At 65.9% G+C, this 26,439-nt stretch carries 30 protein-coding genes and 1 tRNA gene; 4 read left to right on the forward strand and 27 right to left on the reverse strand.

The window, feature by feature from the left end:
• Nucleotides 1–2: 2 nt before the first annotated feature.
• The 7 genes from ACOQPC_RS12560 to infA form a co-directional block, all read right to left on the reverse strand.
• Nucleotides 3–770 carry a flagellar biosynthetic protein FliR gene (locus tag ACOQPC_RS12560; RefSeq protein ID WP_420606064.1) on the reverse strand — a complete coding sequence of 256 codons (768 nt, stop codon included), beginning with the start codon at nucleotides 768–770 and terminating at the stop codon, nucleotides 3–5.
• A gap of 21 nt (nucleotides 771–791) precedes the next feature.
• Nucleotides 792–1,061 carry a flagellar biosynthesis protein FliQ gene (fliQ, locus tag ACOQPC_RS12565; RefSeq protein ID WP_420606065.1) on the reverse strand — a complete coding sequence of 90 codons (270 nt, stop codon included), beginning with the start codon at nucleotides 1,059–1,061 and terminating at the stop codon, nucleotides 792–794.
• Between the two features lie 151 nt (nucleotides 1,062–1,212).
• Nucleotides 1,213–1,288 (reverse strand) — tRNA-Phe (locus tag ACOQPC_RS12570).
• A gap of 86 nt (nucleotides 1,289–1,374) precedes the next feature.
• Complete coding sequence (locus tag ACOQPC_RS12575) at nucleotides 1,375–1,548, reverse strand: DNA gyrase inhibitor YacG (RefSeq protein WP_420606066.1); 174 nt, start codon at nucleotides 1,546–1,548, stop codon at nucleotides 1,375–1,377.
• Nucleotides 1,545–2,534 carry a ribonuclease E/G gene (locus tag ACOQPC_RS12580; RefSeq protein WP_420606067.1) on the reverse strand — a complete coding sequence of 330 codons (990 nt, stop codon included), beginning with the start codon at nucleotides 2,532–2,534 and terminating at the stop codon, nucleotides 1,545–1,547. Before ACOQPC_RS12580 ends, ACOQPC_RS12575 begins: the two co-directional genes overlap by 4 nt.
• Nucleotides 2,527–3,114, reverse strand: coding sequence for a Maf family protein (locus ACOQPC_RS12585; protein ID WP_420606068.1), 588 nt, complete (start codon nucleotides 3,112–3,114; stop codon nucleotides 2,527–2,529). The genes ACOQPC_RS12580 and ACOQPC_RS12585 overlap by 8 nt, the downstream gene beginning before the upstream one ends.
• Nucleotides 3,115–3,121: 7 nt before the next feature.
• Complete coding sequence (gene infA, locus ACOQPC_RS12590; protein ID WP_420606069.1) at nucleotides 3,122–3,340, reverse strand: translation initiation factor IF-1; 219 nt, start codon at nucleotides 3,338–3,340, stop codon at nucleotides 3,122–3,124.
• A 244-nt stretch (nucleotides 3,341–3,584) separates the two neighbouring features.
• Here infA and ACOQPC_RS12595 point away from each other — a divergent pair, with 244 nt between their 5' ends.
• Both ACOQPC_RS12595 and ACOQPC_RS12600 read left to right on the forward strand, forming a co-directional pair.
• Nucleotides 3,585–6,347, forward strand: coding sequence for a hypothetical protein (locus ACOQPC_RS12595; RefSeq protein ID WP_420606070.1), 2,763 nt, complete (start codon nucleotides 3,585–3,587; stop codon nucleotides 6,345–6,347).
• 83 nt (nucleotides 6,348–6,430) lie between these two features.
• On the forward strand, nucleotides 6,431–7,129 hold the full coding sequence (locus ACOQPC_RS12600) for a hypothetical protein (protein ID WP_420606071.1): 699 nt from the start codon (nucleotides 6,431–6,433) through the stop codon (nucleotides 7,127–7,129).
• 92 nt (nucleotides 7,130–7,221) lie between these two features.
• Here the strand turns inward: ACOQPC_RS12600 and ACOQPC_RS12605 are convergent, their stop codons facing one another.
• The 8 genes from ACOQPC_RS12605 to hisG form a co-directional block, all read right to left on the reverse strand.
• Nucleotides 7,222–7,662, reverse strand: coding sequence for an ester cyclase (locus tag ACOQPC_RS12605; RefSeq protein ID WP_420606072.1), 441 nt, complete (start codon nucleotides 7,660–7,662; stop codon nucleotides 7,222–7,224).
• A 291-nt stretch (nucleotides 7,663–7,953) separates the two neighbouring features.
• Nucleotides 7,954–8,799, reverse strand: coding sequence for a transcriptional regulator (locus tag ACOQPC_RS12610; RefSeq protein WP_420606073.1), 846 nt, complete (start codon nucleotides 8,797–8,799; stop codon nucleotides 7,954–7,956).
• A complete protein-coding gene (locus ACOQPC_RS12615) occupies nucleotides 8,796–9,980 on the reverse strand; it encodes a GNAT family N-acetyltransferase (RefSeq protein ID WP_420606074.1) in 1,185 nt (394 codons plus the stop codon). The genes ACOQPC_RS12610 and ACOQPC_RS12615 overlap by 4 nt, the downstream gene beginning before the upstream one ends.
• Nucleotides 9,981–10,158: 178 nt before the next feature.
• Complete coding sequence (locus tag ACOQPC_RS12620; protein WP_420606075.1) at nucleotides 10,159–12,297, reverse strand: sodium-translocating pyrophosphatase; 2,139 nt, start codon at nucleotides 12,295–12,297, stop codon at nucleotides 10,159–10,161.
• Nucleotides 12,298–12,409: 112 nt separating this feature from the next.
• Nucleotides 12,410–13,318, reverse strand: coding sequence for a thiamine-phosphate kinase (gene thiL / locus ACOQPC_RS12625; RefSeq protein WP_420606076.1), 909 nt, complete (start codon nucleotides 13,316–13,318; stop codon nucleotides 12,410–12,412).
• A 115-nt stretch (nucleotides 13,319–13,433) separates the two neighbouring features.
• The gene (gene nusB / locus ACOQPC_RS12630) at nucleotides 13,434–13,889 is read right to left on the reverse strand and encodes a transcription antitermination factor NusB (RefSeq protein ID WP_420606077.1); all 456 of its coding nucleotides are present in this window, start codon (nucleotides 13,887–13,889) and stop codon (nucleotides 13,434–13,436) included.
• A 194-nt stretch (nucleotides 13,890–14,083) separates the two neighbouring features.
• The gene (gene hisD / locus ACOQPC_RS12635; protein WP_420606078.1) at nucleotides 14,084–15,373 is read right to left on the reverse strand and encodes a histidinol dehydrogenase; all 1,290 of its coding nucleotides are present in this window, start codon (nucleotides 15,371–15,373) and stop codon (nucleotides 14,084–14,086) included.
• The gene (gene hisG, locus ACOQPC_RS12640; protein WP_420608140.1) at nucleotides 15,360–16,028 is read right to left on the reverse strand and encodes an ATP phosphoribosyltransferase; all 669 of its coding nucleotides are present in this window, start codon (nucleotides 16,026–16,028) and stop codon (nucleotides 15,360–15,362) included. The genes hisD and hisG overlap by 14 nt, the downstream gene beginning before the upstream one ends.
• A 55-nt stretch (nucleotides 16,029–16,083) precedes the next feature.
• On the opposite strand from hisG, the gene ACOQPC_RS12645 reads away from it, so the two are divergent.
• Nucleotides 16,084–17,133 (forward strand): DUF2332 domain-containing protein, encoded by a 1,050-nt coding sequence (locus tag ACOQPC_RS12645; protein WP_420606079.1) that lies wholly within the window; start codon nucleotides 16,084–16,086, stop codon nucleotides 17,131–17,133.
• A 116-nt stretch (nucleotides 17,134–17,249) separates the two neighbouring features.
• Here ACOQPC_RS12645 and ACOQPC_RS12650 read toward each other — a convergent pair whose 3' ends face one another.
• From ACOQPC_RS12650 to ACOQPC_RS12660, 3 genes are all read right to left on the reverse strand, one after another.
• Nucleotides 17,250–18,167: an alpha/beta fold hydrolase gene (locus ACOQPC_RS12650; protein ID WP_420606080.1), complete on the reverse strand. Its 918-nt coding sequence runs from the start codon at nucleotides 18,165–18,167 to the stop codon at nucleotides 17,250–17,252.
• Nucleotides 18,168–18,535: 368 nt separating this feature from the next.
• Nucleotides 18,536–19,243 (reverse strand): glutathione S-transferase, encoded by a 708-nt coding sequence (locus ACOQPC_RS12655; RefSeq protein WP_420606081.1) that lies wholly within the window; start codon nucleotides 19,241–19,243, stop codon nucleotides 18,536–18,538.
• A 273-nt stretch (nucleotides 19,244–19,516) separates the two neighbouring features.
• Nucleotides 19,517–19,801: a BolA family protein gene (locus tag ACOQPC_RS12660; protein WP_420606082.1), complete on the reverse strand. Its 285-nt coding sequence runs from the start codon at nucleotides 19,799–19,801 to the stop codon at nucleotides 19,517–19,519.
• 55 nt (nucleotides 19,802–19,856) lie between these two features.
• Here ACOQPC_RS12660 and ACOQPC_RS12665 point away from each other — a divergent pair, with 55 nt between their 5' ends.
• Nucleotides 19,857–20,447 (forward strand): DnaJ domain-containing protein, encoded by a 591-nt coding sequence (locus ACOQPC_RS12665; protein ID WP_420608141.1) that lies wholly within the window; start codon nucleotides 19,857–19,859, stop codon nucleotides 20,445–20,447.
• 3 nt (nucleotides 20,448–20,450) lie between these two features.
• Here ACOQPC_RS12665 and ACOQPC_RS12670 read toward each other — a convergent pair whose 3' ends face one another.
• The 9 genes from ACOQPC_RS12670 to ACOQPC_RS12710 are packed head-to-tail and all read right to left on the reverse strand — an operon-like array spanning nucleotide 20,451 to nucleotide 26,376.
• A complete protein-coding gene (locus tag ACOQPC_RS12670) occupies nucleotides 20,451–21,155 on the reverse strand; it encodes a DUF899 family protein (RefSeq protein WP_420606083.1) in 705 nt (234 codons plus the stop codon).
• A gap of 14 nt (nucleotides 21,156–21,169) precedes the next feature.
• The gene (locus ACOQPC_RS12675) at nucleotides 21,170–21,826 is read right to left on the reverse strand and encodes a glutathione S-transferase family protein (protein ID WP_420606084.1); all 657 of its coding nucleotides are present in this window, start codon (nucleotides 21,824–21,826) and stop codon (nucleotides 21,170–21,172) included.
• A complete protein-coding gene (locus ACOQPC_RS12680) occupies nucleotides 21,823–22,488 on the reverse strand; it encodes a dihydrofolate reductase family protein (RefSeq protein ID WP_420606085.1) in 666 nt (221 codons plus the stop codon). Before ACOQPC_RS12680 ends, ACOQPC_RS12675 begins: the two co-directional genes overlap by 4 nt.
• The gene (locus ACOQPC_RS12685) at nucleotides 22,481–22,972 is read right to left on the reverse strand and encodes a VOC family protein (RefSeq protein WP_420606086.1); all 492 of its coding nucleotides are present in this window, start codon (nucleotides 22,970–22,972) and stop codon (nucleotides 22,481–22,483) included. The genes ACOQPC_RS12680 and ACOQPC_RS12685 overlap by 8 nt, the downstream gene beginning before the upstream one ends.
• On the reverse strand, nucleotides 22,972–23,781 hold the full coding sequence (locus tag ACOQPC_RS12690; protein ID WP_420606087.1) for a VOC family protein: 810 nt from the start codon (nucleotides 23,779–23,781) through the stop codon (nucleotides 22,972–22,974). Before ACOQPC_RS12690 ends, ACOQPC_RS12685 begins: the two co-directional genes overlap by 1 nt.
• A 5-nt stretch (nucleotides 23,782–23,786) precedes the next feature.
• Complete coding sequence (locus ACOQPC_RS12695) at nucleotides 23,787–24,509, reverse strand: DUF1428 domain-containing protein (protein ID WP_420606088.1); 723 nt, start codon at nucleotides 24,507–24,509, stop codon at nucleotides 23,787–23,789.
• Complete coding sequence (locus ACOQPC_RS12700) at nucleotides 24,506–25,228, reverse strand: glutathione S-transferase family protein (RefSeq protein WP_420606089.1); 723 nt, start codon at nucleotides 25,226–25,228, stop codon at nucleotides 24,506–24,508. Before ACOQPC_RS12700 ends, ACOQPC_RS12695 begins: the two co-directional genes overlap by 4 nt.
• Nucleotides 25,215–25,901 (reverse strand): glutathione S-transferase family protein, encoded by a 687-nt coding sequence (locus tag ACOQPC_RS12705; protein ID WP_420606090.1) that lies wholly within the window; start codon nucleotides 25,899–25,901, stop codon nucleotides 25,215–25,217. Before ACOQPC_RS12705 ends, ACOQPC_RS12700 begins: the two co-directional genes overlap by 14 nt.
• 1 nt (nucleotide 25,902) lies before the next feature.
• Nucleotides 25,903–26,376, reverse strand: a complete 474-nt coding sequence (locus ACOQPC_RS12710; protein WP_420606091.1) for an SRPBCC domain-containing protein — start codon at nucleotides 26,374–26,376, stop codon at nucleotides 25,903–25,905.
• Between the last annotated feature and the right edge of the window lie 63 nt (nucleotides 26,377–26,439).

Raw genomic sequence — 26,439 nt, forward strand, 5'->3', positions numbered from 1 at the left:
CGCTATCCAAGCAGAAACGCGGTGTTTTCGAGCGCCAGCCGGAGGATGCGGACGAACAGGACGCCGGTCAGCGAAAGCCCGATGGGAAGCGCGATCAGCAGCGCGATCGTCTTTACCTGAAAGCCGAGCAGCAGCATGTTCATCTGCGGCAACGTCCGCGACATGAACGCGACGGTCAGATCGAGCAGGAACAGCACCAGCAGGACGAAGCCGGCCAGCCCGAGCGCGATGACGAACACTTGGCCGACATAAGCGAGCAGCCTTGCCAAGGCGCCCGGATCGCTGCCGACGACCGCTTGCCCGAGCGGCACCGCCTCCACCGAAGCCGCCCAGATCGCCAGCAGATCATGACCGCCGCCTTGCGCGAAGAAGATGGCGCCCGCCAGATAGGCGAAGATGGTGCCGACCAATGGCAGTTGCGCGCGCGTGGTGGGATCGACCAGCAATGCGAGACCGAAACCGGCCTGAACGTCGATCGCCCGGCCCGCCCAGAGCATCGCCGCGAAAGCGAGCTGCAGCGACAGCGCCATGCCAACGCCCATGAACAGCTCGCCGGCCGCGACGGCCGGCAGGCCGCGCGCCAGAAAGTCGGCGCTCCATGTCGCCTCGGGTTGCGCGCCGGCGACGGCGGCGGTCAGCGCCACTCCGAAGCCGACGCGGACCGACGACGGGATTCGCAGCAGCGTGAACGGCGGCGCGAACGCCAGCGTCGGTGCGATCCGCAGCGACAGCAGCGCGATCGCCAACACCCGGCCGAGCAGTTCTTCCATGATCGCGCGAACCCGGCCCGATCAGCCGGCCAGCGTCGGGATGGTAAGGTAGAGCGAGCGCGCGAAATCGGTCATGCGCGACACCATCCACGGTCCGAGCGCGATCAGCAGCGCGCCGGAGACGAGGATTTTCGGCACGTAACTCAGCGTGATTTCCTGGATTTGCGTCGCCACCTGGAAAATGCTGATGAGGATGCCGACCAGCAGGGTGGCGCACAGAATCGGTCCTGCGATCAGCAGTCCGTTCCAAAGCATCTCGTTCATGAAATTCAGCGCGCGATCCGCCCCCATGCGTCCCTCCCCGACACATGCCGCACGGCCGAATCGCCCGGCGGCTCCGCATTCTACTGAGGTTTCATGATCCGCGAAAACAAAATTCGGATTATCTTCGAGGCAGCCCGTCGAGCGGTCGAACCGGACCTGCGTTACCACGAATTGGAAATGGTGCCCGGGGGCGGGATCGAACCGTCGACACTACGATTTTCAGTCGTATGCTCTACCAACTGAGCTACCCGGGCATCGCGCTTGGGCGGCGGACGTATGGCCGGCCTTCAAACGGGAAATGGGCCTATAGGCGGGCCGAAGCGGGCTTGTCCAGCCCCGTTTAACGCTCGTCCTCGCCCTGCCCGATGCTCTCCGGCGGGGCGGCGGGGCCGGGGATGCGATAGCCGTCGCCGAGCCATTTCAGGAGGTCGCGATCCTTGCATCCCGCGCTGCAGAACGGGGCGTATCTTCCGCTCGCCGGCTTGCCGCAGGCGGGACATTTGGGCTGGCTCATGCTTCCACCTCGTTGATCGCCTCGCCCCCGCGGATCGGGCGGGAGGGATCGCTTTCCATGGCCACCGGCCGGCCGATCCGGGCCGCCAACTCCTCGACCATCGCAAACCCTTTTTCCAACCGTTTCACGACCGCCGGATGCGCGCGCAGGGTAAGCTGCCCACGCCCGTTCGAGCGCTCGCCGCGCCGCAATAGCTCCAGCGCGGCGGAAGCGACGGCATTGCCCTGCAGCGTCTCGAGCGTGGAGGCGCGGGTGCGGCGGCGGATCACCTGCAGCAGACCGAAGCCGTTGACCGCGGTCCGCTCGCAATCGAACGTCGTCGCCGCGTCGAACAGCTCGGCGAGCTTCACTCGGTCGGCCTTGGTCGCCAGCGTCGGGCAATCGACCGCGATATTGCCCTGCAGATCGAACATCGCGATCGCGCGGGCCACTTCGGGCGCGGCGGCCAAGGCGAGATCGCGCGGCGGCAGGTCGCCATCGACGTCGATCGCCACGAACGCGGACGTGATTTCGATGCGCAAGCTGCCGCCCGCGAACGGCCACAGCCCCTGGCGCGCCTGTTCGATCCAATCGTTCCAGCCATGATCGTCCAGCGTCTCCGCGCCGGCCGCGCGCAGTTCGCGTACGGGGCCATCGGCGGCAATCCGTTCGCGCAGCGTCGGACCCTGGCCGCACGATTTGTCGCTGGGCCGGGCCAGCAGCTCCTTGAATCGACCGCGTTCCGCCCCCGCTTCGCGGGTGATTTCAACGGTGACCATCTGTCCCTCGCCGAGACCCTGGGGGATGGGGGACAGCAGGCCTTGCAGCCCGCCGCTCGTTTCGATCAGCCCGCGGCCGCCCAGCAGTTTTACCAGCCTGGCATCCTCGATCACCGCGCCCGCGCGCGCCGCGCTCGGGCGCTCGATCCGGATTGCCACCGGGCGCCCGTCGTCAAGTTTCAGCGCGCGCACCTCGCCGATACCATTCTCGTACAACCACTCAGCCAAGCGGATATCCCCCCTGTTTCAAAAGCAGCCGGGTTTCGTAGAGCGGCAAGCCGATTACGCCGGAATGGCTGCCCGACATCCACAGCATCAGCGCCTCGGCCCGGCCCTGCACGGCATAGCCGCCCGCCTTGCCGATGCCTTCGCCGCTCTGGACATAGGCGGCGATTTCGCTGTCGTGCAGCGGCTTGAACTTGACGATGCTCTCGGCGCATTTGCTGCGCTGCGTGCCGTCCGCGGCGATGACGCTGACCGCGCTGTAGACGCGGTGGCGGCGGCCCGAAAGCAGCTTCAGGAAGCGCCGGTTCATGTCGGCATCGGCCGCCTGTTGCAGGATGCGGCGGCCGGCCGCGACGGTGGTGTCGCCCGCGAGCACGATCTCGCCCTCCCCGCGTTTGACGGCGCGGGCCTTTTCCTCGGCCAGGCGCAGCGCATAATCGCGCGGCAGTTCCCCTTTGCGGGGGGTCTCGTCGATGTCGGGGACGGCAATGCGGTCCGCAAACACGCCCAGCCGCGCCAGCAGATCGCGCCGGCGCGGGCTGGACGATGCCAGCACCAGCGGCGGCCTTTGCGGAACGCTCATCCGCGCGTCATTTGAAGCGATAGGTGATCCGGCCCTTGGTAAGGTCATAGGGGGTCAGTTCCACCAGCACCTCGTCGCCGACCAGCACGCGGATGCGGTTCTTGCGCATCTTGCCGGCGGTGTGGCCGAGGATTTCATGGCCGTTCTCCAACTCCACGCGGAACATCGCATTGGGCAGGAGCTCACGAACGTGGCCGTGCATTTCGAGAAGTTCTTCTTTCGCCATTCCTGTCCAAACATCGTTGCGGGACCAGCGCGGATCGCCCGGGTCGCCCGCCCCCTAGCCTCCTTATAATCAAAAGGGAAGGCGGCGCGCTCTTCGACCAACATGGCATCCGTATCCACCAGCGACAATTGGTTACAGAAATTCGGGAGGATTTTGGCCCCCGCATCGGTTAAGCGACTGTCCAACGGGGCATATCCAGCGCGTTTTGAAGCCTGCGCCAACGCCAGATCGAGTTTTTCCGGCCATGAAATTATCCGTCGCCAAAGCCCTGCTCGTCTGTTCGGCCGCCCCGGTCGCCCTCGTTTTTGCCTGGCCGGTATGGGCGCAGGATCAGCAAACCACCGATCAGGCGGGCGGCGCGGGCCAGACCGATGCCAAGGACGACGCACCCGCCGATGCCGATTCGGAGACTTATAGCGACGCCGATATCGTGGTTCGCGCGATCCGGCCAAAGGGCGAAGTCGATACCGACATTCCCGTGCTCGACGAGCTGAGCGCCGAAGACGTGGCGGGCTATGGGGCATCCTCGATCGACGAGCTGATCGAGCTGCTCGGCCCTCAAACCGGATCGGCGCGGGGGCGCGGGGGCGGGCGGCCCGTAATCCTCCTGAACGGCCGGCGTATCTCCAGCTTCCGCGAGCTGCGCGACCTGCCTCCGGAAGCGATCGCGCGGGTTCAGATTTTCCCCGAGGAGTTGGCGCTGCAATATGGCTATCGCCCGGACCAGCGCGTCATCAATCTGATACTGGTGGACAATTACGCCTCGGTGATCGGCGAACTGGAATATGGCCAGCCGACGGGCGGCGGCAAGAGCAAACAGGAAACCCAGCTCGGCCTGACCCGCATCGGCGACGATTTCCGGCTGAACCTCAACGCGGAATATACCCATGAGAGCGCGCTGACCGAGGCCGAGCGCGACATCGTGCAGCCTCCGTCCGGCGCCGACGTGCTGCTCCCCGCCGCGCTGAGCGACATCGGCGAATATCGCACGCTGCTGCCCGAGACCGATGCGTGGCAGCTCAATGGCAGCTACAGCCGCAATCTTTCCGAGACGGTCACGCTGGCGCTCAACGCGGCCTATGAGCTGCAGGACAGCTTCTCGCTCAACGGCCTGCCGGGTATCGATTTTTTCGTGCCCGGCACCAGCCCGTTCTCGGCCACGGAAACCGACACAACGGTGACGCGGCTCTATACCACGCCGCAGCCGCTCGCGCGCAACGCCACGACCGAAACGCGATCGGCCAGCGCCGGGCTGAGCGGCGATACCAGCGGCTGGCGCTGGTCGCTGAACGGCAATTATTCCGAGGTCGAAAGCCATACGCTAACCGATCGCTCGCTCGACAGCGCGGTTCTGGAGGCGATGGTGACGGCGGGGCTGGTCGACCCGTTCGATCCCGCCACCGGCCGAGACCTGCGCTTCGTCCAGCCCGATCTCAGCGACAGCCTCAACAGCACGGCGGACGTCACCGGCGAGGCATCGGGAGCGCTCCTCGATCTGCCCGCGGGCGAGGTGCGCCTCAGCCTGAACGGCGGTTACAACCGGCAGGATATCAGCGGCGTCGCCACCCGCTCGGGCGATCTGTTTCCTACCGATCTCGGCCGCGGCGCCGCCAGCGTCGGCGGCAATATTTCGCTGCCCGTATCCAGCCGCCGCGAGGGCGTGCTCGATGCGATCGGCGATCTCACGCTGAACGCCAATGCCGGCTACAAGCATCTCACCGATTTCGGCGATCTCAAAAGCTATGGCGGCGGCTTCACCTGGGCGCCGACCGAGAACCTGCGCATCCTGTTCAGCTATATCGGCGAGGAAGCGGCCCCGTCGGTCTCGGACCTCGGCGCGCCGATCATCCTGACGCCCAATGTGCCGATCTTCGATTTTACCACCGGCCAGTCGGTGCTGATCGACCGCACCACCGGCGGCAACCCCGGGCTGATCGCGGAAAGCCGGGGCGACATCAAGTTCAACATCGGTTGGGAACCGGGCTTTCTCGAGGATTTCCGGATCGAGGCGGAATATGACCGCAACCGCTCGAGCGACGTGACCAACGCCTTCCCGCTGCTCACCCCCTCGATCGAGGCGGCGTTTCCGGACCGGGTGACGCGCGGCGCGAACGGCACGCTGCTCGCGCTCGACGCGCGGCCGGTGACGTTCAGCGAAGTGAACAGCGAGCGCATCCGCTGGGGCATCAATTATCGCGGCGAATTCGGCGGCAGCGACGAAGCAGAAGGCAGCGGCGGCGGCGGCGGGCGCTATGGGCGCGGCAGCGGAGCGGGTGCCGGCGGTGATGGTGCGCGCGGCGGTCGCGGACGGCGCAGCGACGCGGCGGCATCGGACGAAGCACCGCCGCAGACCGATGCTGCACCGGCTCCGCCGCAGGACGGCGCACCCGCCGAAGGACAAACCCCGCCAGCGGCCGCCGCGCAAACGCAAGGCGGCGATCAGCAGCAGGTGGAAACGCCGCGCGCACGCGGTGGCGGCGGACGGCGCGGCGGCGGCGGCGTGCCTGGATTCGGCCGGGGCGAGGACGGCAAGGGCCGCTGGAACGTCTCGCTCTATCATACCTACACGTTGCAGGACGAGGTGGTGATCCGTCCCGAACTGGGCACGCTGGACCTGCTCGACGGCGATGCCATCGGCGCGTCCGGCGGCAGCCCGCGCCACCAGATCGAGCTGGAGGGCGGTGTCTTCTACAAGGGCATCGGCCTGCGCCTGTCCGGCAACTATGCCTCGGCCACCCGCGTCAACGGCGACGCGTTGACCGGATCGAGCGACCTGTTCTTCGGCGACCTCGCCACCTTCGATCTGCGGCTGTTCGCCAATCTGGAACAGGTGATCGCGGACGAAGGTTTCTGGAAAGGCACACGCGTATCCTTGCGCGTCGACAATCTGTTCGGCGCAATCCAGAACGTGCGGGGCGAGGACGGCAATACGCCGCTGCGCTACCAGCCAGGCTTCGTCGATCCGGTCGGCCGCTATGTCGAGGTGGATTTCCGCAAGCGGTTCTAACGCGTTCGGCGGCGCGGCGGGATACGGGGCGAGCAGCGGCGCGGCGGCAGGAACCTGCTCCCGGCCGGCGGGTTGGGCCTTGCATGAAAACCATTGCGCTGCTCATCACCGGCCTGACGCTCCTGTCGGGATGCGACCGGGGCGAAACCCCCGCCCCCGCCCCTACTGGCGCGCCCGAAACGAGCATGGCCGCGCCGCCCGCCCCGGCGCCGTCCGCGACCCCGGAGCCCGCCACGCGCGACTGGCGGAGCGAGGACGGCACCATCGCCCTCACCTACCCCTCCGCGCTGGCCCCATCGGCATCCACCAGCACGTCCGGGCCTTTTCCGGCAACCTATTTCACGCCCGAAGGCTGGCGCGCGATGTCCGACGCCGCGCCCGTCGGTCCCGGCGAAGGCCTGGTCCGCTTCAGCGAGGACACCCGCATCGCCGGAAGCGTACCGCGCGTCGCCACCGAGATCCTGCAGATCGGCCGCAGCGACGATGCCGATGTCATCGCCGACTGCCTCACACGCGGGCTGGAGGGCGGCAACGGCTCGAAGCAGCCGGATCGCACGATCGGCGGTGTACGCTTCACCGTCTACCGCAACGGCGATGCCGGCATGAGCCACCAGCTGTCGAGCACCGACCTGCGCGCGGTGCATAAGGGCCGCTGCATCGCGATCGACCGGCTAAGCAGCTCGGTCCCCGCCGTAGCCGATGGCGACGCCCGGCCCGATCGCACGAGTGCGGAGGTTGAGAAGGACTTCGATGCGGTACTGGCGAGCTTGACGTTCGAGTAAGTACGGCGATCCTGTGATGGCTGCATTCGGGTGGATAGGGGACAGGCCGCTTTCGTCGGTGACACATGAAATGCTGCCTGTGAATGAGAGCCTTACTTCCCGCCCGCAGAGTTTCGTTGGAGCTGTTGATAGACACCAAGGCGGTCTGTGATTTGCCAATGGCCCGTAATCCGATCATCGTCGTTGAACATATAGACGGTCGCCCCCGACATATGGATCGTCTGCCGTGATGCTGGGAATCCGGGCAGATCGCCGAGGTGCGTCGCACTCCACTGCCAAGTCATGACGACACAGTCCCCATCTTCGAACAGGCCTTGCGTATGGAAGCGCTGATCGGGGAAGGCGGCTCGCGACTTTGCTACCCGATCTTGAAAGCCCGTAAGGTTGAGCGCCATGCCATCCCAGGGATCGCCGGGATCGTGATGAATCGTGTAGGTCTCAGCAATGAACTCGTCCGCCGCATCCGTGTATCCATCATCCCAAACTCGCCGAATGAACTCGGCTAGGAGTTGCTTACGAATATGGCCTTTCATCTTCACTTCCTCGTCGCTGCGTGCGGGGCATCTGGTAGCCTGCCCGTAGACAGCATTCCAAACGTCAGCAATTGGCGAGTAGCCCCTCCGCGTCGAACGACCGTCCATAGGTCGTTTTCGGACATCTCAGCTAGAACGACGCTTACAATGTTGGGATTTTTCTGCGCCCATCGGATTGCCCGCCGTCCCACAAAACTCCTGTAGGAAATATCCGATCGCCAATTTGCAATGCATGTCCGTTTACTTGGTTTCCTTTGCACAGCTTTCTTGCGCAGATCGTGCGCGCTACCCCTACCCCGCCAGCCCCAGCTTGCGGAGCGCGCGATAGGCGTAGGCCTTGCCCTTGTTGCTCGCCGGGAAGCGGCCCGGGGCGCTGGGGTTGAGCCCAGCGCGGCGCAAGAGGCGGTTGAAGCCGTGGGCGTCGGCCTCGGCAAAGCTCCAGTCGCTGCGCCATGTGATCGACAGCGAGATCGACGGCTCCGGACCGTTGCGCACGAAATGCGGCGCCATCACCGGCACGAACACCGCTTGGCCGGGCGCAAGGTCAGTCGACAGGCCGGAGCCCAGAAACTCGTCGCGCCATGCCAGGTTGCGCTGATGCCCCGAATGATAGGCCTCGTGCGATGAGGGCGGGGCGAAGCGCGCGTCGCCGGCCGGGAACTGCGTCATGGTCTTGGTCCCGCGCAATTGCAGCAGGATGTTGTGCTCGGGATCGAAATGATAGGGCGTCATGGAGCCTGGCGAGGACACGAAGATGAACCCCTGCGGCCGCAGCATCCGCCCGGTCTTGGTCTCGATCGTGGGTTTCAGCTCGCCGAGCAGCTCCAGCAGCATCGTTTCGTAATCCGCCATCTGCTCGATATTTTTCAGCACCGCCCAGCTTTGGCAGACGTCGATGGTGCGGATCGTCTCGCCGATCGAGAGGCCGTTGCCGGGCACTGCGGCGGCATCGATACCCACCGGCAGGTCGCCCGGATTATACTCCACGCTCTTGGGCGGCAGCGCCTCGCCGAGCTCGGCGATCGCTTCCAGCGTCAGCAGCTCGTGCGCGCGCAGATGATGCGTCAGCCGGTGCGGCGCCTCGGGATAGTTTTGCGCGAACAGGGCGACCGCTTCGCCGCCAAAAACCTGGCTCATGCCCGGTCTCCGCCGCGGGCGGCCATCCAGTCCTCCGCCTTGCGCAGCCCGGCAAACGCCAGCCTCCGCGCGGCGCCGCCGATCGCCACCGACACCCGGCCGATCGCGCGGCGTTCGGTCCACAGGCTGTCGATCATCGGATGATCGGGCGCAGCGCAGCTGTCCGCCCAGCCGAAACCCGGCCGGTCGAGCAGCGCATAATTTTCGATCTGCAGCAGCACCCCGGGCGAGAAGCGTGCGAAACTTTCGTCGAACGCGGTTTTGAACGAGAACACGCCGTCGCCCGAACGCAGGTTCACCAGCATGGCGATCGGCGCGCTCTCGAAGCTGAACGACAGCAACTCCAGCCGTCCATCTCGCGCCATCGCGCCGAGCATATCGTGAAACAACGCGCGCGTGCTGTCTTGGCTGCCGAGCGCGCTTTGTCCTTGCCCCTTCCAGCCCGCCGCTTCCAGCGCGAGGAAAGCGTCGATCCACTCTTCCAGCCCCTGGCTTCCGTCGGAGCGTTCGAAGTCGAGCCGCCCCAACTCCTCGAGCCGTCGTTTCTGGCGGCGCAGTTCCTTGCGCTTTTTTGGGCGGACCGCCTGCTCATAATAGGCCTTCGCGGTGAGGTCGGAGCGCAGAAACGCGCGCTGATGGCGGCACACCACATCGCAGCGGCGGCGCTCATCGGCGCAAACGGAGAGCAGCGCCTCGGCGACCGGTCCGCCGAGAGCAACCCCGTTAAGATGGAAGAAAAGCCCCGCCCCCGGCGCGATGTCGAGTTCGGCGAGCAACGCCTGCCAGAAGACCCGCTCACGGCCTGGCGCAATGAGGGGGTTGCCGAGAAAGGCGTTGGGATGCAGCCAGTTCTGCCAATGAGGCAGCGGCCGCGCGCCGTAGCGCCGTTCCAGCGAAAGCGGCATCAGCCCGATCAGCTGGCTCGCGCGCGGCGCGCCCTCCCAAAGCAGGAACAATTCGGCCATGCCCCGCGGATCGCAATGTGCCAGCGCGGCCGGGAGCACGCGGCTCTCGTCGAAGATATTGGCTTCGCCCGACCGGCCATCGAGCGCCTGCCAACTGTGCAGCAGCGCAACGTCGATCGCCGTTGCCTCGATCCGCTCGCTCCGTTCCGCGCCGAAGAACGACGCCGGATGCCGCAACGCGCCATCGAACGCGGTCGGGAAAACGATCTGGTTCAAGCGAAGCGCTCCATAAGAGCTTCGATTTACCGCGGAATCGCAAATAAATGGCTAAGATGCCCAATGCGTCACCCCGGCGAAAGCTGGGGTCTCGAGCCGGATTGCAATGACGCCGGGAATGCCATTATATCGAGATTAGCTCCACCACGGTCGGATCGGAATGCGACCGTCAAGCCGATCATCCCGCCGCGAGCGCCGCCAGCAGCAGCAGCGCCACGATGTTGGTGATCTTGATCATCGGGTTCACCGCCGGGCCCGCGGTGTCCTTGTACGGATCGCCCACGGTATCGCCGGTCACCGCGGCCTTGTGGGCTTCCGAGCCCTTGCCGCCGTGATTGCCGTCCTCGATATATTTCTTGGCATTGTCCCACGCACCGCCGCCCGCCGTCATCGACAGCGCGACGAACAGGCCCGAGACGATCACACCGAGCAGCAGCGCGCCCAATGCGGCGAAGCCGTTGGCCTGATCCGCCACCGCACTGATCACGAAATAGACGACGATCGGCGCCAGCACCGGCAGCAGCGACGGCACGATCATCTCCTTGATCGCCGCCTTGGTGACGAGATCGACCGTGCGGCCGTAATCGGGCTTGGACGTGCCCGCCATGATGCCGGGATTGTCGCGGAACTGACCGCGCACCTCCTCGACCACCGCGCCCGCCGCGCGGCCGACCGCGGTCATGCCCATCGCGCCGAACAGATAGGGGAGCAACGCGCCTAGAAGCAGGCCGACGATGACGTAGGGATTGCTGAGCGAGAAATCGACGTCGAGGTTCGGGAAGAACTCGTCGAGATCGGTGGTGAAGGCGCCGAACAGGACCAGAGCGGCGAGCCCTGCCGAGCCGATGGCATAGCCCTTGGTCACCGCCTTGGTGGTGTTGCCGACCGCGTCGAGTGCGTCAGTCCGCTCGCGTACGCTCTCGTCCAGCCCCGCCATCTCGGCGATGCCCCCGGCATTGTCGGTAACCGGGCCGTAAGCGTCGAGCGCCACGACCATGCCGGCCAGCGCCAGCATCGCGGTGGCGGCAAAGGCGATGCCCATGAGGCCCGCCAGCTGATAGGCGACGACGATGCCGACGACGATTACCAGCGTCGGCAGCGCGGTCGATTCCAGCGAGATGGCAAGGCCCTGAATAACGTTGGTGCCGTGGCCGGTCTCGGACGCCTTGGCGATCGAGCGGACCGGGCGGTAATTGGTGCCGGTATAATATTCGGTGATCCAGATGATCAGGCCAGTGACGGCGAGGCCGACCATCATCGAGAAGAACAGGTCCCAGCCGGTGAAGGTAGCAACGGTTGCCGCGCCGGTTTCGGTTGTAAAGCCGTCGGTCGCCAGATCGCCGCCGATCGGCGCGCTCATGTCGCCGAAGATATATTGGGTGGCGAAATAGATCGCCGGGATCGAGAGCACCGCGGTGACGAGGAAGCCTTTGTACAGCGCACCCATGATGTTCTGCGACTTGCCCAGGCGCACGAAATAGGTGCCGATGATCGAGGTGATGATGCACACCCCGCCGACCAGCAGCGGCAGGCTCATGAGGTTGAGCAGCGCGGCATTGCTCACGTCCACCAGCAGCGCGGACAGCACCATGGTGGCGCCCACGGTGACGACATAGGTCTCGAACAGATCGGCGGCCATGCCCGCGCAGTCGCCGACATTGTCGCCGACATTGTCCGCGATGGTGGCGGGGTTGCGCGGATCGTCCTCGGGGATGCCCGCCTCGACCTTGCCGACCAGATCGGCGCCGACATCGGCGGCCTTGGTGAAGATGCCGCCGCCCAAACGCGCGAAGATCGAGATCAGCGAGGCACCGAATGCGAGCGCGACCAGCGCGTCGATCACCGTGCGGTTGTCCGGGCGCAGACCGGCGGGCCCGGTGAGATACCAGAAGAAGCCCGAGATCGCGAGCAAGGCGAGGCCCGCCACCAGCATGCCGGTCACCGCGCCCGCGCGGAATGCCACGGTGAGCCCGTTCTGCAGCCCGACGGACGCGGCCTGCGCGGTGCGCACGTTCGAACGCACCGAGATGTTCATGCCGATGAAACCCGCCACGCCCGACAGGATCGCGCCGATGACGAAGCCGATCGCCGAGGTGATGCCGAGAAAGACGAAGACCAGGATCGCCACGATCACGCCGACGACGGCGATGGTGCGGTATTGGCGGCCCAGATAAGCTTTCGCGCCGGTCTGAATGGCGCCCGCGATCTCCTGCATGGTGCTGTTTCCGGCATCGGCACCGAGCACCTGACGGCTGGTGATGAATCCGTAAAGAACGGCGATGATGCCGCAGATAATGGCGATGACGGTAACGGACATGATGGACGATCTTCCCCTGTGGACCCATGATCTCCGCCTCGTTCCCGGGCGGCTTTGGGCAAGGCCTAGCCGATGGCCGCGCCCATAGACAAGCGCTAAAAGCCGGGGCGGCCTAGTGCCGGTATCCGCCCGCATCGCCTGGTTCGAGCGGACGCCCGTCGAGCAGCAGCGCCGCCCCGGTGACCGCGATGAAATCTCCGATCCGCGCGGCGGCTGTCGGCGCTTCGAAATCCGTCGGCGCGGCGAACAGCAGCGCGTAATCGTCGCCCCAGCGCAGCGCTTCGTCCAGCCGATCGGGGATCGCGGCACGGGCGGCGGCGGAAATCGGAACGCGGGCGCTGTCGATGCGGACCGTCATACCGCTGGCCTCGGCCATGCGCGCGGCGTCGAGCAGCAGGCCATCGCTCACGTCCATCATCGCATGGACCAGCGGTGCGAGCGCTCTGCCTTCAAAGAGCAGCGGCACCGGGCGCAAATAGGCGGCGGCGAGACTATCGGGCACCGCACCGCCTGCCTCGATCAGCGTGAAGCCGGCAAAGGCATCGCCGATCGCGCCCGTCACCCACAGCGCATCGCCCGGCTTCGCGCCCGACCGCGCAGGCACCGGCGAACAGGTCGCGCGGCCGATAGCGGTGCAGCCGAACACCCGCGCCGCGCCGTCCGGCAGCCGGATCGTGTCCCCGCCCAGCAGCGGCACGTCATAGGTTTCGAGCACCGCGCGCAGACCCTCGACGAAGGCGGCATCCCAGTCGGGCTCGCCCAACGCATGGGCCGTGAGCACGCCGAGCGGCGCAGCGCCCTTCGCGGCGAGATCGGACAGGTTGGTGGCAATCAGCTTCCACGCGATATCGGCGGGATCGGTGCCGCAGCGCACATGCATGCCCTCAGCGATGCTGTCATGGGTGAGGATCAGCGTTTCACTGCCCAGTTCGATAACGGCAGCATCGTCCGCGAGTCCACGCGCGCCGGGATGCGTGGCGAGCGAGCGAAGCAGATCGATATAGGCGAATTCGGCGGACACGCTTCACCCCCTACACCGTTCGTCCTGAGCTTGTCGAAGGACTGCTTTTCATATTCCCGACCAGAACAGCCCTTCGACAAGCTCAGGGCGAACCGAGGTGGGTGCCCGGATGGGTTCACTCCCCCTTGCGCACGTCCTTCGATATCCCGTCCAGCAGCCCGTTCACGAACTTGGCATCCTTTTCGTCGAAAAAGGCATGCGCCACGTCGACATATTCGTTCACCACCGCGCCGGTCGGAATGTCGGACCGGGCGAGCAGTTCATAAGTGCCACAGCGCAGCACCTGCAGCATGGCCTTGTCGAGCCGCTCCAGCTTCCAGCCCTCGGCCAGCCGCATGCCGATCAGCACATCGATCTCGCCCTGCCGCGCATCGACGCCGGCCACCACATCGTCGAAGAAACCGGGTTCGGCCTCGGCGATCGGCTCTTCCTCGATCGCCTCGCCCAGCCGATGCTCGTGGAATTCGCGCAGCAGCCGCGCGAGCCCCGTGCCCTCCATGTCCTTCTGATACAGCGCCTGCACGGCGGCAAGCCGGGCGGCGGAGCGGGGTTGGGAGCGGGTGTTGGTCATTTCTGTTCTTCTATCCAAGGTCCACCCCCCCTAACCGTTCGTGCCGAGCGAAGTCTATCCCCCTCCCTGTTCAGGGAGGGGCAAGGGGTGGGTATCGACGAGCCGGGCTCGATGCCCGGTTCGGAGACGAGTTGTCGAAGCTCGCTGCGCTCGCGCCCACCCCCAACCCCTCCCGCAAGCGGGAGGGGAGCAAGTTATTGCTCCAGCCGCAGCCTTACGCTTTGCGCATGGGCGGGCAGGCCCTCCGCCTCCGCCAGCGTGACCGCCGCCGGACCGATCCGGCCAAGCGCCGCCTCGTCGAGCGCGATGAAGCTGGTGCGCTTCATGAAATCGAGCACCGACAGGCCCGACGAAAAGCGCGCGCGCCGCCCAGTCGGCAGCACATGGTTCGGCCCGGCCACATAATCGCCCACCGCCTCGGGCGTATGCTTGCCCAGAAACACCGATCCGGCATGGCGGATGCGCGCGAACAGCGGTGCGGGGTCGTCGACCGAGAGTTGCAAATGCTCAGCGGCGAGCCGATTAGCGAGGGGCACGGCATCGGCCAAAGCGGCGACGGTGATGATCACGCCGTGATCGCCCCAGCTCGTCTCGGCGGATTTGCGCGTGGCGAGCGCGGCGGCCTGCACCTTCACGGCATCCTCGACATTGCGCGCCAGCTCCACGCTGTCGGTGATTAGGATCGACTGGCTGGTCGGGTCATGCTCGGCCTGGCTGAGCAGGTCCGCCGCGAGGATCGCGGGGTCATTGTCGCCGTCCGCAATGACCAATATTTCGCTCGGTCCCGCCACCATGTCGATGCCGACGACCCCATATAATTGCCGTTTCGCCTCGGCCACCCAGGCATTGCCGGGGCCGGTGACGACGTCGACCGGCGCGATCGTCTCGGTGCCATAGGCGAGCGCCGCAATCGCCTGCGCGCCGCCGATCCGCCAGATCTCGTCCACGCCCGCCAGCGCGGCGGCGGCGAGCACCAGCGGGTTCGCCTCGCCGCCCGGCGTGGGCGTGACCATCACCAGTCGCTCCACGCCCGCCACCTTGGCGGGAATGGCATTCATCAGCACCGAGCTTGGATAGGCCGCGCGGCCGCCGGGCACATACACCCCCGCCGCATCGACCGGCAGCCAGCGCGCGCCGAGCCGGACGCCGGCATCGTCGACGCTCTCGCTGCCTTGCGGGCGCTGCTTTTCGTGATAGACGCGGATGCGGGTGGCGGCGAGTTCCAGCGCCTCGCGCAGCCCGGCGTCAAGCTCATGCAGCGCCGCCTCGCAGGTCTCGCGCTCGATCCGCCAGCCGCTTTTGCCCAGGCTGTGACCGTCGAACCGGCTGGTCAGCGCGGCCACCGCCTCGTCGCCACCCTCGCGCACGCGGCGCAGGATATCGGACACGTCATGCGCGACTTCGGGATCGCTTTCGCGCCGCGCGGTCACGATGCGCTCGAAGGCTTGCTCGAAGCCGGGATCGGCCGCATCAAGCCGCTGCACGCACGCCTCCCGCGATCTCGCGGAAACGGTCGACCAAGACGGGCAGCGTGCCCGACATCATCTTGAACGCGGCGCGGTTGACGATGAGCCGCGCCGAAACGTCCATGATCGTCTCGGTCTCGACCAGGCCATTATCCTTCAGCGTCTGCCCGGTCGAGACCAGATCGACGATGCGGCGCGACAGGCCGAGCGCGGGCGCCAGTTCCATCGCGCCGTTGAGCTTGACCAGTTCGGCCTGCACGCCCCTGGCCGCGAACCAACGGCGCGCGAGCGCGGGATATTTGGTGGCGACGCGGACATGGCTGAGCGTGCGCAGCGCGTCTTGCGGCTCGGCATCGCGCGGCTCGGCGACGGACAGGCGGCATTTGCCGATGCCGAGATCGACCGGCGCGTAAAGCTCGGAATAGCCGAATTCCTCGATCACGTCCGATCCGACGATGCCGATCTGCGCCGCGCCATGCGCCACGAAGGTCGCCACATCGAAGGCGCGCACCCGGATGATGCGCACGTCCTCGCGGTTGGTGGCGAATTCCAGCGCGCGGTTGGCCTTGTCGAAAAAGCCCGGCTCGGGCTCGATCCCGGCGGCCTTCATGACGGGCAGCGCCTCGCCCAGGATGCGCCCCTTGGGGATGGCGAAGATGATCGGGCGGTCCATGATGGCGGCGATGTAGAATATGGGGTAGCAAAGGGCAATGAAGCAGGACCCGGAAATGATGGCCGCGGACACGCCGATGCACGCCTTCGCCAATCAGGTGCACTATTGCACCGCGAACGACGCCCCGATCACGGCCTGCGTCTGCGGCGCGCTGGCGGCGGCGATCGACCGGTCGACCTCCACCGGGCGCGCGGTGCTGGACTGGCCCGGCCACGCGCTGGCCGACGCGCTGCCGCTCAGGCTCGCGGGCGGGGTGCATGCGCTGTGGAGGTCCGGCGCGGTTCCGGCGCTGGACGCGCTCTATCGCGGCGAGGATGCGGAGCCATCGCACTGGGCCGAGCCGATGCGGCAGGTTCTGGCGGAGCATGACGCGGCGCTGCTGCCCTGGCTGGATGGCCCGCCGCAGACCAACGAGGCCGGGCGCTCGGCCAGTTTCATCGCCGGGCTGCACTGGTTCGCCGCGCAGGGTTTGCCTCCGCGATTCGAGATCCTGGAGATCGGCGCGAGCGCTGGCATGAACCTCTTGCTGGACCGCTATCGCTACGATGTGGGCGGCGTGCCGAGCGGACCCGAGAACTCGCCAGTGACGATCAAGCCGGAATGGCGCGGCGCCCCGCCGCCGGACACCGTCATCGCCTTCCACGCGATCCGCGGCTGCGACATCGCGCCGGTCGACGTCACCGATGACGTGGCCGCCGAAAAGCTGATGGCCTATATCTGGCCCGACGCGCCGCAGCGCTTCGAACGGATGAAGGCGGGCATCGCCATGTTCCGCGCCGATCCGCCTGTCCTCGAAGCCGCCGACGCCGCCGACTGGATCGAACGCGCGCTGGCCGAGCCGCAGCAGGGCGGCGTCACCCGCGTGCTGGTCCATTCGATCATGTGGCAATATCTGCCGCGCGAGACGCAAGGGCGGATCGAGCGCGCCATGGAGACGAGCGGCATGGCGGCGAGTGACGAACGCCCGCTCGCCTGGCTGGCGCTGGAGGCGGATCGCAGCCTGCTCGGCCACGGCCTGACGGCGCGCTACTGGCCAGGCGGCGGCGCGCGGACATTGCTGGCGACGGCCCACGCGCATGGTGCTTGGGTGGAGTGGCGAGGGTAAATTACTCCCCCTTCACTTCAGCGTCACCCCGGACTTGATCCGGGGTCCATGGCCCAGCCGAAATGCCATCTCGCCCTGAATTCCGGATCAAGTCCGGAATGACGCCGGTTTTTAGGCTAACCCAAAAACCCCTTCATCGCCTCGATCACCCGATCCGGTGCTTCCCACGGCACGAAATGCCCGCTTCCGGGCACCTTGGCGAGCGTCATATCGGTCACCAGTTTATCCATCCCCTCAATGTTGACCGGCGGCAGCGCCAGATCGTCCAGCGCCCAGATCACCAGCGTGGGGATCGTCACCTTGGGAAAGTCGCGCCTGGCAAACTCCGGCATCGGCGCGTCCATGTCCATCGCGGGCACCACCACCGCCGACGCGCGGTACCAGTTCAGCATGCCGAAGGCGGCGTCGCGGTCCTGCCAGTCGGCGAGCAGCCGGTCGCGCTCCGCGTCCGGCATGCCCGTGCTGCGCTCCCACTTCACCGCCTTGGCGAGCAGGCCGACCAGGCCGTATTCGCGCACCAGCGCGTCATTGCCGGGGTCGCGGAAGGCGCGGATATACTGCGCGCTCGCGCGCTGCTCGGGGCTCTCGATCAGCGCGCGCTGATACAGCCACGGATGCGGGGCGTTGGCGATCACCAGCCGCTCGACGCGTCCCCCCGTGCCTTCCGCCCCCTGCCCCATGAGCGCCACGCCCCAGGCGATCGCACCGCCCCAGTCATGGCCGACGACGGTGAACTTATCGACGCCGCAGGCATCGGCAAGCGCGAACACATCGCCAACCAGCTTGTCGGCGGCATAGGCCTCCACCGCCTGCGGCCTGGATGATCCGCGGTAGCCGCGCTGGTCCGGCGCGATACAGCGAAAGCGGTCCCTGAAATGTTCGATCTCGTGGCGCCAGGTGCGGTGGCTTTCGGGAAAGCCGTGCAGGAAGATCAGCACCGGCGCATCCCGCGGCCCGACGTCGACCGCATCCAGCTCGACTCCGGTCGCCAGCTTGCAGCGGGTCAGTTCGTAATCGGGAATCGGACCGGACATGAGGGTGTTCCTTGAAACGGTTCGGAGGGCGCTAACTTCACACGCTTCACACGCTTCACACTGTCCAGAGAGAGAAAAATTTGGCGGCGAGGCGGTTGCAATCGAAGCCCTGTTCCATTGCGGGCGGAAAGCACCATGGAAACTGCAAATTCAACCCAATCATTGCCCAATTCCTCCACGTCGACAGCCTCGGAAAAGCCCGTTCGATATCTGGCGGTGTACCAAATAGGCTCGATGTAGGAAAGCTTTTTCGCTTGTCGATCGTCGCTCCCTCCTTCGCGGGAACGCCGGGGTTATCCAGCAACGCTGCACCACTTGACGATAGCTCTCGACCGCGCGCGGGGTGATCGTCTGGAGCGTTATTTCCCTCATTGCCCGTCGAGCTCGGGATAATGGCGAAAGATACCGTTGGTGTTGAACGCGAGGCGGCGGTCGCTGTTCAGATAGGCGGCAATTCCTGGCAGCGCCTCGACCGCATCGGCGCAGGCTTCGAGCTTCGGATAATCGGGCATCAGCGCCGCCATGCGCTTGGGGAACGCATATTCGAGGCCGCGCACGAGCTGGAACAGCGAGGTATCGACATGGCTCCAGCGCTCGCCGGTTACAAAAGGGCCATCCTTGGCAGCGAGCGCACCTTGAAAATGGTTGAAATATTTCGGAATCCGGTCTTCGCGAAAACCCTTTGCGGCGCGTTTCGCCGCGTCCTTCTGGTCGTCGTAATAGGCCCCCGCCTCGACCGGATGATGCGTATCGTGGACCTCGGCGACGATATCGGTGACGACGAGCTGGAGCTGGATCAAACCCAGTGTCTCGGCCTCGCCTTCTCCGCCGAACCCATGTTTCTCGCCCAGCCATGAAACGATGTGCGCCGCCTGCGCGATACAGAAATCGCCATCGACGAGATAGGGCGGCGCGAACGGCTTGATGCCGCCGCGCCCGTTCAGATCGTCCATCAGCGCCTCGGCGCCGTCCTTGCGCGCGCGGTCGCGATAGGCGATGCCCGCCGCCTCCATCGGCAGCCGCACGAATTCGCCGCGGCCTTGAATGCCGGGCCAATACCAGAGGTCGTAGGTCATTCGGCGCTCCTTCGGTTGGCGTTCGAAGGAGGAATGAGCGGTGGGTGCGGGTGTTCCGGGAGAGGAGCATTTTGAATTGCTCGAGAGACGGGCTCGATCAAAATTCGAGCCCGCCGAACATTCTACGTCATCCCGGACTTGATCCGGGGTCCAGAGCCCAGCGGCAGTGCCGTCTCGCCCTGGATTCCGGGTCAGGCCCGGAATGACGAAATATTTTGGGAAAGGTCGGTGGCATCTGCAGCGAAAATAACCGGGTCAACGCTCTGCCTCCCCCTATTCCCCCGGCGCGCGCGCCTTGATCCGCATCGCGTGGACGCGGCTCTGCATCAGGTCCCCGAGCGCGCGATTGACCATGCGCTGGCGCTCGACACGGGTTTTGCCGGTGAACGCCGCGCTCTCGATCGCCACCGAAAAATGGCTTTCGCCCGATCCGTCGTCGCCGGCATGACCGCGATGCTGGCCGCTGTCGTTGGTCACCGTCAGCTGCCCGGGCTGCAAAGCCTCGGTCAGCCGCGTTTCGATCGCGGTCTGCACCGGCCCTTTTGAATCCATGCTCATGCCCGCCTATATAGGTCCGCTCTTGCGAAACCCCAAAGGCCGCGCTTCCACCGACATGTCTTCACGATCCGACCGCACCCGCCGAGACCGCTTCCACGGGCGCGTCGGCGATGGGCTGCGCGAATGCGACCATCCGGCCTGCGCTGCGCCCGGCGAATTCCGCGCCCCGCCGCCCGGCGGCCATGGCGGCGACGGGCCCGGACAGTGGCGCTGGCTGTGCCTCGACCATGTCCGCGCATTCAACGCAGGCTATGATTTTTTCGACGGCATGGGCGCGGAGGAAATCTATCATGCGCAGTCGCCGATGGGCGGCTATTACAGCACCCGAAGCTGGGGCGCGGGCGCCTCGCCGCCGCCGCGCTGGCAGGATTTCGACGATCCGCTCGACGCCATCGGCGCGCGCTTCAGGCGGACCATGCCGCGCGCGCGGCCGGACGGCACGCCGCTCAGCGATGCCGATGCGAAAGCGCTGAAGACGCTGGGGCTGGACCGCGACGCCGACCGGCGCGCGATCCGCCGCCGCTATTCGGAGCTGGTGCGGCGCTATCACCCGGACAGAAACGGCGGCGATCGCAGCCATGAAGACAAGCTGCAGCGCGCGATCAAAGCCTATGAACGGCTGAAGAAAAGCCCGGCCTTCGGCTGAGGCTTAGTAGCTCAGCTTGGGATACCAGTCCACGCCGCGACCCTCGGGGGTCATGTCGAGGATGTTCCAGAGCGGCGCGATGTCGACGGGCCCGCGCGGGTCCTGCCCCGGATCGGCGGCTTCGAACGGCATTTCTGCGGCGTAGAACAGGCAGACCTCGTCGCCCTCGCGCGTGAACACGGCGAACACCGGGAATTCCCAGCCTTTTTCGTCGAGACCGCCCGTGTCCTTCGCATAATCGTCGCCGACGGTCTGAACGAAATCGAGATCGCGCCAGCCGCGTTCCATCGCGAACGCCGTTTGCCGCTCGACCGTGCTGCGGCCGAGGATCTTGAACGCGGCGCGCTGCTTCACATCGGCGGCGTTGCCGTTCGCGCCGCCGAGAAAATTGGTGCACATCGGGCAGGGCCGCTCGCGGTCCGGGCCGTACATCCAGAAATAGGTGACGAGCGTGTCATGCCCGCCGAACAGGTCGATCAGGCCAACTTCCTCGCCATTCTCGTTCCTAAAACGATAATTCTCGTCGATCAGCGGCCCCGGCGGCAGGGCCTGCCGCTGCTCGGCGAGACGCGTCAGATGGCGGCGCACCGCGATTTCCTCGGCCAGCAACGCCTCGCGCGCTTTGGCATAGTCGGCGCTCTCGCCTGGAAAGATACCTTCGCGCTTGGCGGCCAGTTCGGGGGCGGGTTGCAGTTCGCTGTCGGCCATGATCCTCTCTCTCTTCAGTCTCGGTTCGGTATCCCCAACGGAAAGAAGTGCCGGAAGGGCCGGGCTTCGTCGACCACGCGCGCGATCGAAGGGCGCTCCAGCAGCCGGGCGCGATAGCCACGCAGCTTGGCGCAGTTTTGCGGTATCTCGTGCACCCAATCGGCGTAGAACAGCGCCGGGGCGGCGGCGCAATCGGCGATGGTGAAGCGCCCGGCCGCGGCCCAGTCGCGGCCGTCCATCCAGCGGTCGAACCAGCCATAGGCCTTGCCGAGCTTCGCCTTTGCCTCGGCCACGCCATAGGCATCGCGGTCTTCTTCACCGCGCAGCGCATCGGCGACGATGGACTGCATGGGCGCGGCGATATAATCGTCGAACAGTCCGTCCATCTGCCGCGCCTCGACCGCGCGCAGCCGATCGACGGGGATCATCGGCCCGGCGGACCCCTGGGTGGCATCCAGATATTCGATGATCGACGAGCTTTCCAGCACGGTGCGCGTCCCATCGACGAGGAGCGGAAACTGCCCCGCCGGCGTGGCTTCGGCCACCGCCGCGCTGTTGTCCGGATGGCCCGGATCGACCATCCGGAAATCGAACGGCACGCTGCGTTCGTACAAGGCGATCAGCGGCTTCCACACGAACGCGGCGAAGGGGTGGCCGTAAAGCTGGATCACCAGCGTCCCTCCGACATGGCCGCCTGCCGCTTCTGTTCGCGGTCGCTCGACGATGGCTCTCCCATCGCACCGGTCGCGACGGCGCCGCCCGGAGCGTAATGCGCGACGAGGACACCGCTACCCGAAAGTTTCTGGTCGACGACTTCGAGCGATGTCGCCGCGTCGCCGCCATCGAACAATCGCTTTCCGGCGCCGAGGACCACCGGAAAGATCATCAGCACCAACCGGTCAAGCAGCCCTGCACCAAGAAGCTGCGGATAGAGCGTGCTCGATCCCTGGACGAGGAGGTCCGGCCCGTCGCTTCGCTTCAGCTCTGCGACGGCGTCGATATCGTTCAGGCGGTGGCTGTTTTCCCATGCGAGCGGCGCATCCGAATGGGTAATCACATGCTTGGTCGCACTGTTTAGCGCTTTCGCGAACCCTCGCTCCGGACCGGTGACATAGGGCCAATAAGCGGCGAAGATATCGTATGTGCGCCGCCCGAGCAGAAGATCGTAAGGCGGTGTGAAAAGGTCGCCGATGGTTTCATCGACCAGTTCGTCGTCCATCGGCGCCATCCAGCCGCCATGCGCGAAACCGCCGGTCGGGTCCTCGCCCGGGCCGCCCGGCGCCTGCATTACGCCATCGATCGACACAAAGGCCGCGCCGGTCAGCTTACGCATCGCCGGAGCCTCCTTTTCGCGCCGCCTCGATCCGGGCGACGTCGATCTTCTGCATCTCCATCATCGCCGCGAAGGCACGCTTGGCCGCCGCCTTGTCGGAGCTGGCCAGGGCATCGGTTAGCACCCGCGGCGTGATCTGCCAGGACAGTCCCCAGCGGTCCTTGCACCAGCCGCACATGCTTTCCTCGCCGCCATGGCCCACGATCGCGTCCCAGTAGCGGTCGGTCTCTTCCTGGCTTTCGGTCGATACCTGGAAGGAGAAGGCTTCGCTATGGGTGAATTCGGGGCCGCCGTTGAGGCCGAGGCAGGGGATGCCGAGCACGGTGAACTCGACCGTCAGCACGTCGCCCTCCTTGCCCGACGGATAGTCGCCGGGCGCGCGGTGCACGGCGGTCACTTCGCTGTCGGGGAAGGTTTCGGCATAGAAATTCGCCGCCGCTTCCGCATCCTTGTCATACCACAGGCAAATGGTGTTCCTGGTCATTATGCTTGTCCTTGTTTGCGCGGACCGACGAGGCCGAAGGCGGCGCTTTGCGGGTCGGCGCCGCTCAGCGAAAACTCGCCGCCCGGGATTTCATGGGGTCCGCTGATCACCCGCCCGCCGCCTTCCTCGACCGCTTGCCGGGCGCGGTCGATATCGTCGACGCCGATATAATAGGTCCAGGCGGAAACAGGCATCGCCTCCGGCTTCGGCATGATCGCGCCGATGCCGGTGCCGTTCTGCATTAGGAAACGATAGCGGCCCATCGCCCCCATTTCCATGCCGCCCTCCTGGGTCCAGCCGAACTGGCTGGTATAAAAGGCGGTGGCGGCTTCGGCGTCGCAGGTCGCGAGCTCGTTCCATCGAACATGCCCGGGCCGGTCGACCGAGAACACGTCGCTCGTCGCCTCGGCATCGTCGGCGGGCGGCGTGGGGGCCATGACGTAGATCGGCGCGCCCTGCGGATCGGCGACCATCGCCATCCGGCCGACGCCTTCCATGGTGGTTGCCGGCATCCGGGTAGCGCCGCCATTCCGCTCGATCGCGGCGACCGCTTCATCGACATCTGCCACATGGACATAGCCGAGCCAGGCCGGCCGCGCCCCGCCCGCGCGCATGTCTTCGCTCAGCGCGAGCATCCCGCCGGCGAAGCCGCCGTCGGACCGCTTGATCATGCGATAGTCCATATCGCCGGGCGTTGCGCTCTCGGCATCGATATCCCACCCGGCGACCGCGTCGTAAAACGCCTTGGCCCCTTCCGGATCGGTGGTCATCAGCTCGTACCAGATGAAATCGCCTTGCCTGTTCGCCATCGTTTCTACTCCCGGTCCGTGTCGAGCAGCACCTCGAAGCCGCCGAAGATCAGCCGTTTGCCGTCGAGCGGCATATCGCCCGGACCCGGCATGCGGCGATCCGCGCGCATCTTCTCCCTGCCCTCTTCATAGACCTGTCGGGACGGCCATTCGGTGAAGCCGAAGGCGACCGCCTCGCCGTCCTCGCATTTCACCGCGCGCTTGAAATCGGTGACCTTGCCGTCCTCTAAATTTTCACCCCAGCCATCGACGGCGCGCAGCGCGCCGCTGTCGCTCGCGATGTCGCGCATCGCCGCGCACATGTCGGCAAAGGCTTGCCTGTTCGCCTTCGGCACCGGCGCGACATAGCCCTGCACATAGCCGGTCTCGCCGTCCCCGCCCCGCTCGCCGAGCGTTTCGAAACCGGCATAGACCATGCGCTTGCTGTCGAACGGCATGTCGTCCGGCATCTTCATCTCGGGATCTTCCATCATCGCCGCTGCGGCCTTGTCGCAGATTTCCTTCGAACCCCAGTCGACCCAGGAGAATACGACATTCTCGCCCGCTGCGGCATCGACGCCGCGATACATGTCGGTGGTTTCGCCGCGCGGCACGTCCTCGCCCCAGCATTCGACCATTCGGACCATGCCGTGCTTCCTGAAGAATGGCACCGCGCCTTCCGCCATTTCGCGATAGGCGTCCTTCTTGTCATGCGGCACCGGGAGTAAAAATCCTTGAATATAGCTCATGCTTCCTCTCCTTTTTCGTTCGTTTCCTCGCCCCAGCCCATGTCCTTTGGGCCGTGGCCTTCGAATTCGGCGCATTGCTCGGCGATGGCCGCCTTGTAAGCGGGCCGCACGAAACAGCGGTCGCGCCAGGCGGCGAGATTGTCGTGCGCCTCGACCAGATCGGTATGGTGGACGGTCTTGGTGACGGAGGACATCATCAGATCGGCCAGGGAGAAATCATCGCCGACGAGCCAGTCGCGGTCGCCGAGATAGCCGGACAGCTGCCCGAGCCGCAGTTCCGCCATCTTGACGGCATAGGGACGATAGCCTTTCGCCACTTCCTTGTCCTCGAGGAAGATGTCGGCCACCGATATCTCGGCCAGGAGCGGCTCGACCGAATTGAGCGCGGCGAACAGCCAGCATTTGGCCAACGCCCGATCGGCCTCGTCGTCCGGCAGCAGCTTGCCCGAGCGTTCGGCGATGTCGAGCAGAATCGCGCCGGTTTCGAACAATATGGGCCGGCCGGCCTCGCGGAGCACCGGAACCTGTCCGAAGGGTTGCTGCGCCCGGTAACCGCTGCTTTCCTGAACGGTCGGATCGATCAGCTCGACCGCATAGTCCCAGCCGACTTCCTTCATCATCCAGCGCAGCCGGTGATCGCGCACCTGCCCCTGCGCAAATGGCGGCACCCATTTGAGCGCGGTAATCGTGATCGGCGCATGAGCATCAATCGGCATCATTCTCCCCCTCTTTCTGGCTTCGTTCGAAAACCGCCAGTTGCGCGGCAAAAGCGCGTTTGAAAGCGGGCCGCGCTTCGGCGCGCGCGACATAAGCGGAAAGGTTCGGATATTCTTCCAGCAGTCCCGATCCGCTCAACCTGCGCAGCACCTCCACCGTCATGAGGTCGCCCGCGCGGAACGCACCATCGAGCCAGTCGGCATCGCCCAAACGGCGGGACAATTCGCCCAGCCGGACGCGGATGCGATCGTCGATCGCAGCCAAGCGCTGCTCGTACCAGCTCTCGTCGCGCTCCAGCATGAGGGTAACCCCGCGATCGATGATCGGCGGCTCGATCGTGTTGAGCGCGGCGAATATCCACATGATCGCACGCGCCCGGGCATCCGCATCGCGTGGCAGCAGGCCCTGATAACGCTCGGCGATATGAAACAGGATCGCGCCAGATTCGAACAGCACCAGATCGCCTTCTTCATAGGTCGGAATCTGCCCGAACGGATGGAGAGACAGATGCGCCGGTTCCTTCATTTCGCCGAACGAAACGAGGCGAACATTATAGGGCTGGCCCACTTCCTCGAGCGCCCAGCGAACGCGCATGTCCCTCGCCAGTCCCTTGCCGCGATCGGGCGAACGTTCAAAGGCGGTGATGGTGATCGGCGCGTGGACGGGCTCGCTCAAGTCACTTGCCCTCGCACAATTCTGCGAGCTGGTTGGCGCAGGTGCTCCAGCCATCCTCGAAACCCATGTCGCGGTGGCGCTGCATCGCCTCTTCGCTCCAGTGGCGCGCGCGGGCGGTGTAGCGCGTCCCACCGCCGTCCGCCGCGATCTCCCAGATGCCGATGATGAACGGCTCGGCGGGCATCAGCCCAACCCTCACCGCATCCGTGGTGGCGAAGCGCCGTCCGGGGCTCACTTCGAGGAACATCATCTCAACCACATGCTCTTCCCCGCCCGGCCCCCTCATCACCATCGCACTGCGACCGCCCGCGCGCCAGTCCTGCTCGATGATTTCGGTGCGCCACGGTTTGGGGCACCACCATGCCGCCATTTGGTTCGTCATCATGTCCCACACCTTTTCCGGCGGCGCGGCGATCGACCGGGTGACGGACAGTTCGAAAGCATTTTCGGCGGCGGGTTCGGCGCTATCGGGCATGGATCGATTCTCCTGGCATCGCGCGATTGGTCGCGACTCGGGCCTTGCCTTTCATGCCTCGCT

The sequence above is a fragment of the Novosphingopyxis sp. genome, from assembly GCF_965218915.1.
Lineage (GTDB): Bacteria > Pseudomonadota > Alphaproteobacteria > Sphingomonadales > Sphingomonadaceae > Novosphingopyxis.

Excerpts from the sequence above, each read along its gene's own strand:
- ACOQPC_RS12560 (WP_420606064.1), bottom strand. The coding sequence starts at position 770 with ATGGAAGAACTGCTCGGCCGGGTGTTGGCGATCGCGCTGCTGTCGCTG.
- fliQ (WP_420606065.1), bottom strand. The coding sequence starts at position 1,061 with ATGGGGGCGGATCGCGCGCTGAATTTCATGAACGAGATGCTTTGGAAC.
- ACOQPC_RS12575 (WP_420606066.1), bottom strand. The coding sequence starts at position 1,548 with ATGAGCCAGCCCAAATGTCCCGCCTGCGGCAAGCCGGCGAGCGGAAGA.
- ACOQPC_RS12585 (WP_420606068.1), bottom strand. The coding sequence starts at position 3,114 with ATGAGCGTTCCGCAAAGGCCGCCGCTGGTGCTGGCATCGTCCAGCCCG.
- infA (WP_420606069.1), bottom strand. The coding sequence starts at position 3,340 with ATGGCGAAAGAAGAACTTCTCGAAATGCACGGCCACGTTCGTGAGCTC.
- ACOQPC_RS12595 (WP_420606070.1), top strand. The coding sequence starts at position 3,585 with ATGAAATTATCCGTCGCCAAAGCCCTGCTCGTCTGTTCGGCCGCCCCG.
- ACOQPC_RS12600 (WP_420606071.1), top strand. The coding sequence starts at position 6,431 with ATGAAAACCATTGCGCTGCTCATCACCGGCCTGACGCTCCTGTCGGGA.
- ACOQPC_RS12605 (WP_420606072.1), bottom strand. The coding sequence starts at position 7,662 with ATGAAAGGCCATATTCGTAAGCAACTCCTAGCCGAGTTCATTCGGCGA.
- ACOQPC_RS12610 (WP_420606073.1), bottom strand. The coding sequence starts at position 8,799 with ATGAGCCAGGTTTTTGGCGGCGAAGCGGTCGCCCTGTTCGCGCAAAAC.
- ACOQPC_RS12620 (WP_420606075.1), bottom strand. The coding sequence starts at position 12,297 with ATGTCCGTTACCGTCATCGCCATTATCTGCGGCATCATCGCCGTTCTT.
- nusB (WP_420606077.1), bottom strand. The coding sequence starts at position 13,889 with ATGACCAACACCCGCTCCCAACCCCGCTCCGCCGCCCGGCTTGCCGCC.
- hisG (WP_420608140.1), bottom strand. The coding sequence starts at position 16,028 with ATGGACCGCCCGATCATCTTCGCCATCCCCAAGGGGCGCATCCTGGGC.
- ACOQPC_RS12645 (WP_420606079.1), top strand. The coding sequence starts at position 16,084 with ATGATGGCCGCGGACACGCCGATGCACGCCTTCGCCAATCAGGTGCAC.
- ACOQPC_RS12650 (WP_420606080.1), bottom strand. The coding sequence starts at position 18,167 with ATGTCCGGTCCGATTCCCGATTACGAACTGACCCGCTGCAAGCTGGCG.
- ACOQPC_RS12655 (WP_420606081.1), bottom strand. The coding sequence starts at position 19,243 with ATGACCTACGACCTCTGGTATTGGCCCGGCATTCAAGGCCGCGGCGAA.
- ACOQPC_RS12660 (WP_420606082.1), bottom strand. The coding sequence starts at position 19,801 with ATGAGCATGGATTCAAAAGGGCCGGTGCAGACCGCGATCGAAACGCGG.
- ACOQPC_RS12665 (WP_420608141.1), top strand. The coding sequence starts at position 19,857 with ATGTCTTCACGATCCGACCGCACCCGCCGAGACCGCTTCCACGGGCGC.
- ACOQPC_RS12670 (WP_420606083.1), bottom strand. The coding sequence starts at position 21,155 with ATGGCCGACAGCGAACTGCAACCCGCCCCCGAACTGGCCGCCAAGCGC.
- ACOQPC_RS12680 (WP_420606085.1), bottom strand. The coding sequence starts at position 22,488 with ATGCGTAAGCTGACCGGCGCGGCCTTTGTGTCGATCGATGGCGTAATG.
- ACOQPC_RS12685 (WP_420606086.1), bottom strand. The coding sequence starts at position 22,972 with ATGACCAGGAACACCATTTGCCTGTGGTATGACAAGGATGCGGAAGCG.
- ACOQPC_RS12690 (WP_420606087.1), bottom strand. The coding sequence starts at position 23,781 with ATGGCGAACAGGCAAGGCGATTTCATCTGGTACGAGCTGATGACCACC.
- ACOQPC_RS12695 (WP_420606088.1), bottom strand. The coding sequence starts at position 24,509 with ATGAGCTATATTCAAGGATTTTTACTCCCGGTGCCGCATGACAAGAAG.
- ACOQPC_RS12700 (WP_420606089.1), bottom strand. The coding sequence starts at position 25,228 with ATGATGCCGATTGATGCTCATGCGCCGATCACGATTACCGCGCTCAAA.
- ACOQPC_RS12710 (WP_420606091.1), bottom strand. The coding sequence starts at position 26,376 with ATGCCCGATAGCGCCGAACCCGCCGCCGAAAATGCTTTCGAACTGTCC.